6 protein-coding genes are annotated in these 7,795 nt (G+C 69.8%); all 6 read left to right on the forward strand.

Annotated elements, in window-relative coordinates:
• Positions 1-198 precede the first annotated feature (198 nt).
• The 6 genes from ABZV40_RS46085 to ABZV40_RS46110 all read left to right on the forward strand — a co-directional run bounded on the left by ABZV40_RS46085 (position 199) and on the right by ABZV40_RS46110 (position 7,725).
• Positions 199-1,413 carry an MFS transporter gene (locus tag ABZV40_RS46085; RefSeq protein ID WP_355456463.1) on the forward strand — a complete coding sequence of 405 codons (1,215 nt, stop codon included), beginning with the start codon at positions 199-201 and terminating at the stop codon, positions 1,411-1,413.
• On the forward strand, positions 1,410-2,645 hold the full coding sequence (locus ABZV40_RS46090) for an ATP-grasp domain-containing protein (RefSeq protein ID WP_355456464.1): 1,236 nt from the start codon (positions 1,410-1,412) through the stop codon (positions 2,643-2,645). Before ABZV40_RS46085 ends, ABZV40_RS46090 begins: the two co-directional genes overlap by 4 nt.
• Before the next feature lie 90 nt (positions 2,646-2,735).
• A complete protein-coding gene (locus tag ABZV40_RS46095; protein ID WP_355456465.1) occupies positions 2,736-4,004 on the forward strand; it encodes a SidA/IucD/PvdA family monooxygenase in 1,269 nt (422 codons plus the stop codon).
• Positions 4,001-5,293 carry an ATP-grasp domain-containing protein gene (locus tag ABZV40_RS46100; protein WP_355456466.1) on the forward strand — a complete coding sequence of 431 codons (1,293 nt, stop codon included), beginning with the start codon at positions 4,001-4,003 and terminating at the stop codon, positions 5,291-5,293. Before ABZV40_RS46095 ends, ABZV40_RS46100 begins: the two co-directional genes overlap by 4 nt.
• A 20-nt stretch (positions 5,294-5,313) precedes the next feature.
• Positions 5,314-6,513: an acyl-CoA dehydrogenase family protein gene (locus ABZV40_RS46105; RefSeq protein WP_355456467.1), complete on the forward strand. Its 1,200-nt coding sequence runs from the start codon at positions 5,314-5,316 to the stop codon at positions 6,511-6,513.
• 18 nt (positions 6,514-6,531) lie between these two features.
• Positions 6,532-7,725, forward strand: a complete 1,194-nt coding sequence (locus ABZV40_RS46110; protein ID WP_355456468.1) for an acyl-CoA dehydrogenase family protein — start codon at positions 6,532-6,534, stop codon at positions 7,723-7,725.
• The last annotated feature ends 70 nt before the right edge of the window (positions 7,726-7,795 follow it).

Genomic DNA, 7,795 nt, shown 5'->3' on the forward strand with positions numbered 1-7,795 from the left:
CCGCCCGCTGGGGGGGGGCGCTGGGGGGGCTGGGGGAGGCGGCGTGAGGTTGGTTCGCAACTCGCCGTCCGGTGAGGTGGATGATGGGCTCCTTCCTCCACCTGACGTGGAGGAAGGAGCCCTTCATCCACGTAGCAGTTCCGGTTCGGCACCACCGGTCGCCGTGCCCGTCGTCAACGCCCCTGAGGAGGCAGCCTGATGTCCGAGAAGACCGGGGTCTTCGCCACGTTGCGGGTGACCCCCACCCCCGTCCGCTACCTCCTCGGCGGCGTGCTGATCAACCAGCTCGGCGCGTTCGTCCAGACGTTCATCCTGCTGTACCTGACTTTCCGCGGTGACGCGGTCGGCATCGCCGGCCTGTGCCTCGCCGCCTACAGCGTCGGGTCGATCTTCGGCACGCTGCTCGGCGGCGAGCTCACACACCGGTTCGGGCCGCGCACGACGATCACCGCCGCCATGCTGGCGTCCGCGCCGCTGGTGGCGTCGATCCCGTTCGTGGCCAAGATGCCGGTGGTGCTGTTCGTCGTGGTGGGCCTCGCGGGCCTGGTGACGCAGGCGTACCGGCCGGCCGCGGCGGTGCTGCTCAGCGACCTGATGCCGGAAGAGCACCAGGTGATGGCGTTCTCGATGATGCGGATCGCGCTGAACACCGGCGCCGCGCTCGCCCCGCTCATCGCCGCGGGCCTGATCCTCGTCGACTGGGACCTGCTCTTCTACCTCGACGGCGCCACCGCGCTGCTCTACGCGCTGCTGGCGTACGCGCTGCTGCCGCGTGTCGAGGCGCCGGAGGAGCACACGGAGAAGTCCACAGCAGACGCACGAGACGCGTACGCGAAGATGGCGGGCGACCGCAGGTACCTCGCCTACCTGGCGGCGGTGTTCCTCGGCACGATCGCGTACGCGCAGTCCACCACGGCGCTGCCGCTGGAGATCGTCGCGGACAAGTACCCGACCAGCCTCTACAGCGCGGTGCTCACGGTCTCTTCGCTGGTGCTCATCACCTGCGAGCTGAAGATCACCTCGTACATCGTCAAGATCCCGGCGCACGTGGCCGTGCTCGCCGGGCACCTGGTGAACTCGCTCGGCTTCGTCCTCTACGCCCTCGCCGTGCAGTCCGGGACGTTCGTGATCCTCGGCGCGGTGTTCGCGGTGAGCGGGCTGATGATCGCCGGGCCGACCATGTTCGCGCACCCGGCGAAGTTCCCCGCGGAGCACAAGTCCCGTTACATCGGCACGATGCAGGCGGTGGTCGGGCTCGCGTCCGCCATCGGGCCGCTGTTCGGCGTGTTCACGTTCAACTCGCTGGGCGGGGCGTTCTGGATCGTGATCGCGCTGGTCAACGGCGTCGCCGGGCTGCTCGCGGTGTACGGCGTCCGCGTGGTGGAGGAGCGCGTCGAGGCAGGTGCGGCGTGAAGCCCGTCATCGTCGTCGGCTTCGTCGGCGTCACGATCGGCCTGGTCGCCGAGTTCCAGCCGGACGACTCGGTGATCTACGTCGAGGAACCGGACGTGGTGCGCAAGCGGCACGTGCGCGACCAGATCGAGGGCGTCGGGTTCGTCCGCGGCCTGATCGAGTGGGAGTACCTCACGCCGGGCAAGGCCGACGAGTTCTTCCACGCCCACCGCGACCTCGACCCCGCGGCGATCATCCCGGCGATCGAGTACGCCACCCCGTTCGCCGCCCGTCTCGCCGAACGCTATGGCCTGCCCGGCGCGACGTCCGGCGCGGCGCAGATCATGCGGGACAAGGCGTTGCTGCGCCGCGTCACGGCGGCAGCCGGCATCCCGAACCCGGCCAGCGTCCGCGTCACGAGCCCGGCCGACGTCGTGGCGTTCCTGCGCGGCAGGCCGGTCGTGCTCAAACCGTCGAACCGGCAGGCGTCGGTGGGCACGCAGGTGATCCACGACCCGGACGAGGTCGAAGAGGCGTGGGCGCACTGCACGGCGCAGGACGAGGGCATCTTCGTCCCGGACCGGCCGATGGAGCTCTCCATGCTCGCCGAGGAGTTCGTGGAGGGCGAGGAGTTCAGCGTCGAGATGCTGGTTCGGAGCGGAAAACCGCTGTGGGCCAACGTTACCGGCAAACAGCTCGTCCCAGGTCCGCGTCCGGTCGAGCTCGCGCACGTCGTGCCGGCGGACATCCCTCCGGAGCTCGACGAGCTCCTCAAGGACGAGACCGCGCGGGTGATCGGCGCGACCGGGTTCCGCGACGGCATCGTGCATTGCGAGTGGATCGTCTCCGACGGCGTCCCGCACCTCGTCGAGTGTGCGGGAAGGTTGGCGGGGGACGGCATCCTGGACGTCATCCAGCTCGCCTATCCCGTCGAGCTGTTGCGCTGTTACTACGCCGTGCTCAAGGGCGAGGACCCGCCGAGCGACCTGCCCGTGAAGGCCAAAACCGGCGCGGCCGTGCGGTTCCTGACGATCGAACGCGGCGTCGTCGAGAGCATCGGGGGCGTGGACGAGGCACGGCAGCTGGACGGCGTGCACCTGCTGCAGGTGACCGTCGCACCGGGGGAGCGGTTCGACGGCCTGCGCAGCTCCTGGGACCGCGCGGGCATCGTCATGGCCACCGGCGACACGGCCGCGGACGCCCTGCGGCGCGCGGAGAACGCGGCGGCGACCGTCCACATCGAAGTCCGCTAATTCCCGGCCGGTCGGGAACGGTTCCTCTTCTTCTCGGGGAACTTCGTTGTCTAGCTTCGTTTTCGGCCGCGAAACCATCGAGGGGGCACTGTGACTGACCGAGAAGTCGGCGTTCTGGCGATCGGCGCGGGACCGGCGAACCTGGCGCTCGCCGTCGCGATCGAGGAGTCCGAGTCGGACCTGGCGGAGCACACCCTCCTGCTGGAGCAGAGCCCGGACGTCAAGTGGCAGCGCAACCTGCTCATGCCGTGGGCGCGCAGCCAGGTCTCGTTCCTCAAGGACCTGGTGACGTTGCGCAACCCGCGCAGCCGCTTCTCGTTCCTCAACTTCCTGCACTCCCAGGGACGGCTCGACGAGTTCTGCAACCTCGGCACCTTCAGCCCGTTCCGCTGGGAGCTGTCGGACTACCTGCAGTGGGCCGCGAAGTCGCTGGAACGAGTGCAGATCCGCTACGACTCCCGAGCGCAGAGCATCGAGCCGACCCGGTCCGATGACGGCTCGATCACCGGCTGGGAAGTGTCCCTCGTGGACGGTGACCGGATCCGCTGCCGCGACCTGGTCGTCGGTGGCGGCCGCGACCCCCGCATCCCGGACGTGTTCGGCGAGCTGCCGGCCGAACGCATCGTGCACAGCGCCCAGTACCGCACCAGAATCGCGCAGATCCCCAAGGACCGGCCGTTGCGCGCGGTGGTCGTGGGCGGGGCGCAGAGCGCGGCCGAGATGTTCTACGCGCTGCACCAGAACCTGCCCGAGAGCCAGGTGACCATGGTCGTCCGGTCGATCGGGCTGCAGAACTACCAGCACAGCAAGTTCGTGAACGAGCTGTTCTACCCGTCGTTCGTCGACGAGTTCTACGACAGCCCGCCCGAGGTGCGCCGGCAGATCCTCGACGAGATGCGCCTGACGAACTACGCGGGCCTCGCGCCCGAGTTCCTCGACAACCTCTACACGATGCTCTACCAGCAGAAGACGCTCGGCCCGCAGCGCTCGTGGGTGCGGCCGATGACCGAGGTCGTCGCCGCCCGCGTCGAGAACGACGAGGTGGTCCTCGACCTGCGCGACCGCATGAGCGGCAAGGTCGAGCCGTTGCACTGCGACCTCGTGCTGCTGGGCACCGGCTACGACCCGCGCATGCCGTGGCTCGTCCGCGACCTGGCCGAACGGGCGGGCCTCGACGAGATCAACGTCAGCCGCTGCTACCGCGTCGACCTCGGCGACTCCGCGTGGGGCGCCATGTACCTGCAGGGCGTGAACGAGGAGACGCACGGCATCGCCGACTCGCTGATCAGCGTCATCGCGCACCGCTCGCAGGACATCCTCACCGACCTCCTCGCCCGCCGCACTGGAGTGAAGGCATGAGCAACCCGGCAATCCTCGTCATCGGCAGCGGCCTCAAGGTCTACCGCGAGTACCTCGTCGCCCCGATCGCCCGGCGCGCCAAGGCCGCCGGCATCGACCTCGTCCTGATCAACAACCTCAAGCCCACCTGGCAGCGCCAGTACTTCGACGAGATCGTCGTCGCGAACGTCTTCGACTCGGAGATCATGGGCAAGGCCGCCCGCGAGGTCGTGGCCCGCCGCACCGTCGTCGGCCTGATGTGCTGGGACGAACCGCTGGTGCTCGACGCGGGCCTGCTCGCCGCCGAGTTCGGCGTGCCGGGTCTGTCCGCGGCGGGCGTGCGCGGCTGCCGCGACAAGGAACGCACCCGTGCCGTGCTCACCGCCGCCGGCCTGCACCAGCCCGGTTTCGAGCTCACGACCACCGTCGAGCAGGCCCGCGCCGCGGCGGACCGCATCGGCTACCCGGTCGTGATCAAGCCGCGTGCGATGGGCGCCAGCATCGGCGTCGTCTTCGCCACCGACGAGGCCGAGCTCGACGAGGCGTTCCACACCGCGTTGTCGGCGAGCGAGGTCGACCCCGGCCCGTACCGGGCGAGCGCGATCGTCGAACGCTACGCGCCCGGCCCCGAGATCAGCGTCGACGGCGCCGTCCACAAGGGCGAGTACCTGCCGATGTTCGTGGCGCGCAAGCACTCCAGCGACCACCCGTACTTCGAGGAGGTCGGGCACGTCGTCGACGCGAACGACCCGTTGCTCGACGACCAGGAACTCATGCGGCACCTTGCGGAGGCACATCAGGCGCTGGGCATCGAGAACGGCATCACCCACAGCGAGGTGCGGCTGACCGACCGCGGCCCGCTGATCATCGAGATCAACGGCAGGCTCGGCGGCGACCTCATCCCGTTCCTGGGCCGCACCGCCACCGGCATCGAGCCCGGCGAGGTGCTGTTCGACGTCACGACCGGGCAGCGGCCGGACATCACGCCGACGCACCGCCGCGTCGCGGGCATCCGCTTTGGCATCCCGGAGCAGGACTGCCTGCTGAAGTCGATCAAGCTGCCGTCCGAGGCGCCCGGCCTGGTCGCGACCTCGCCGATGTGCGAGCCGGGAACGGTGCTGCGCCTGCCTCCCGGCGGCTACCTGGCGCGGCACTCGTTCGTCGTGTGCGAGGCCGACGACATGCAGACGTGCCTGGAACGGCTGGAAACCGCCGCCGCCCTGGTGGAGCTGGAGACCGAACCGGTCGGACCTGCCGACCCCGACGCGCCTTTCGCGATGCCCGCGGGGCTTTTGGACGTGGACGAATGACGAGCCTCAGGAGCGAGAACATGACCACGGTGGCCGACGAGCCCCGCACGGCGACCGAGATCATCGCCCGCGCGAAGGCCCTCGCGCCGGTGCTGCGCGAGCGGTCCGCCGAGATCGAGGCGGCCGGGCAGCTCCCGGCCGACGTCGTCGAGCTGCTGCGCGGCACCGGTGTGCACCGCATGTGCTTCCGCCGTGAGTGGGGTGGCCCCGAGCTCACGTCGATGGAGCAGACGCAGGTCGCCGAGGCGCTCGCGTACGGCGACGCGTCCGCCGCGTGGTGCGGCATCATCGGCGCGAACACCGGGCTGCTGGCGAACTTCCTCGAACCGGCCGTCGTGCGCGAGGTCTACCCGCGGCTGGACATGGTCACCGCCGGCGTGCTGGCCCCTGCCGGGCGCGCCGACAAGGTGCCCGGAGGGTTCCGGCTGAGCGGCCAGTGGTCGTTCGGCAGCACCGTCCACCACGCCGACTGGGTGATGTCCGGTGCGTTCGTCTTCTCCGACGGCGAACCGTACGCGAGCCCGGACGGCAGCAACCCGCACGAGTCGCGCCAGTTCCTGGTGCCGCGGAGCCAGGTCGAGATCCTGGACAACTGGGACACCACGGGCCTGCGCGGCACCGGCAGCTCGGACTACCGGATCACGGACGTGTTCGTGCCGGAGGAGCACACCCTGACGTTCGACAACCCGCGCTGCGAGCCGCATCCGCTGGCACAGCCCGAATCCTTCATGCGCAGCCTGTGCGGTGTCCCGCTCGGCGTCGCACGTGCGGCGCTGGACTACGCCCGTGAGACCGTGTTGCAGCGGGTCGACCGGATGACCGGCACGGACTGGGCGGACATCTGGCGCGTCCAGGTCACGCTCGCCGAGTGCGAGGCCGACTTCAACGCCACCCGCAACGGCGTCTACTCCGCGATGACGCGGCAGTGGGAGGTCCTGTCGTCCGGCGGCACGCTGGACGACCTCACGATGAACGAACGCGCCGCGTCGCCGATCGCGTGGCTGCACGCGTTCCGCACGTCGCGCTCGATCGTCAACCGCCTGTTCGACCTGTTGCAGACGTGGTCGATCCACCGGTCCTCGCCGATGGACCGGTGGCTGCGCGACACCGCGACCATGTGCCAGAACCTCTCGGCGCAGGACGCGATCCTCGAGTCCGCGGGCGCGTACCTGCTCGGTCGCCGGCCCAAGTTCCGCATCTGCCTCGGCATCGTCAAGTAGGGGGAGTTCAGGGTGACCATGACGAGGACGCCCGCGGCCCGGACCGCGGCAGAGCTCATCGAGCGCGCCAAGGCGCTGGCACCGTCGCTGCGCGAACGGTCCGCCGAGATCGAGCGGCTGCGGCACCTGCCGCAGGACATCGTGGACACGTTGCGCGACAACGGAGTCTTCCGCATGTGCTTCGGAAAGCACTGGGGCGGACTGGAACTGACCTCGATGGAGCAGCTGGAGGTCGTCGAGGCGCTGTCCTACGGGGACGCTTCCGTCGGCTGGTGCTCCATGATCGGGTCGAACACCGGCATCTACGCCGAGTTCATCGACCCGGTGGTGGCGAAGGAGATGTTCCCGAACCCCGACCAGATCGTCGCCGGCCTGCTGCAACCCTCCGGCCGCGCCGAGAAGGTGCCCGGCGGCTACCGGCTGAGCGGGCGCTGGCCGTTCGGCAGCGGCATCGGCCACGCCGACTGGGTGATCTCCGGCGGCTTCGTCTACCAGGACGGGAAGAAGTACGCGAGCCCGGACGGCAGCAACCCGCACGAGTCGCGCCAGTTCCTCGTGCCGCGCGGCCAGGTCGAGGTGATCGACAACTGGGACACCACCGGCCTGCGCGGCAGCGGCAGCTGCGACTACACGATGAGCGACGTTTTCGTGCCGGAGGAGCACTCGTTCAGCTTCGACAACGTGCGCGGCCGCCGCGGGCCGCTCGCCCAGCCCGACGCGTTCACCCGCACGATGTGCGGCGTCTCGCTCGGCGTCGCGCGGGCCGCGCTGGACTACGCCCGGGAAAGCGTGCTGCAGCGCGTTGACCGCATGACGGGCACGGACTGGGCGGACATCTGGCGCGTGCAGGTGACGCTGGCGGCGTGCGAGGCGGACTTCAACGCCACCCGCGCGGGCGTCTACGGCGCGCTGGAACGCCAGTGGGAAGTGCTCGCCGCCGGTGGCACGCTCGACGACCTGGACCCGATCGACCGCGCCGCCTGCCCGCTGTCGTGGGTGCACGCGTTCCGCATGTCGCGCTCGATCGTGAACCGCCTGTTCGACCTGCTGCAGACGTGGTCGATCCACCGCTCCTCACCGATGGACCGGTGGCTGCGCGACACCGCCACGATCTGCCAGCACCTCGCCGCCCAGGACCGGATCCTCCAGTCCGCCGGCGCCTACCTCCTGAACGCCAAGCCCGAGTTCGGCATCGCCCTCGGCATCGTCTGAGCGGGCCCGACACGCCCGGCTCGGAAGGTCGATGAACGGCGCTTTTGTCCACCTCAGGTGGACAAAAGCG

Source organism: Lentzea sp. NPDC004782, from assembly GCF_040609115.1.
GTDB lineage: Bacteria > Actinomycetota > Actinomycetes > Mycobacteriales > Pseudonocardiaceae > Lentzea.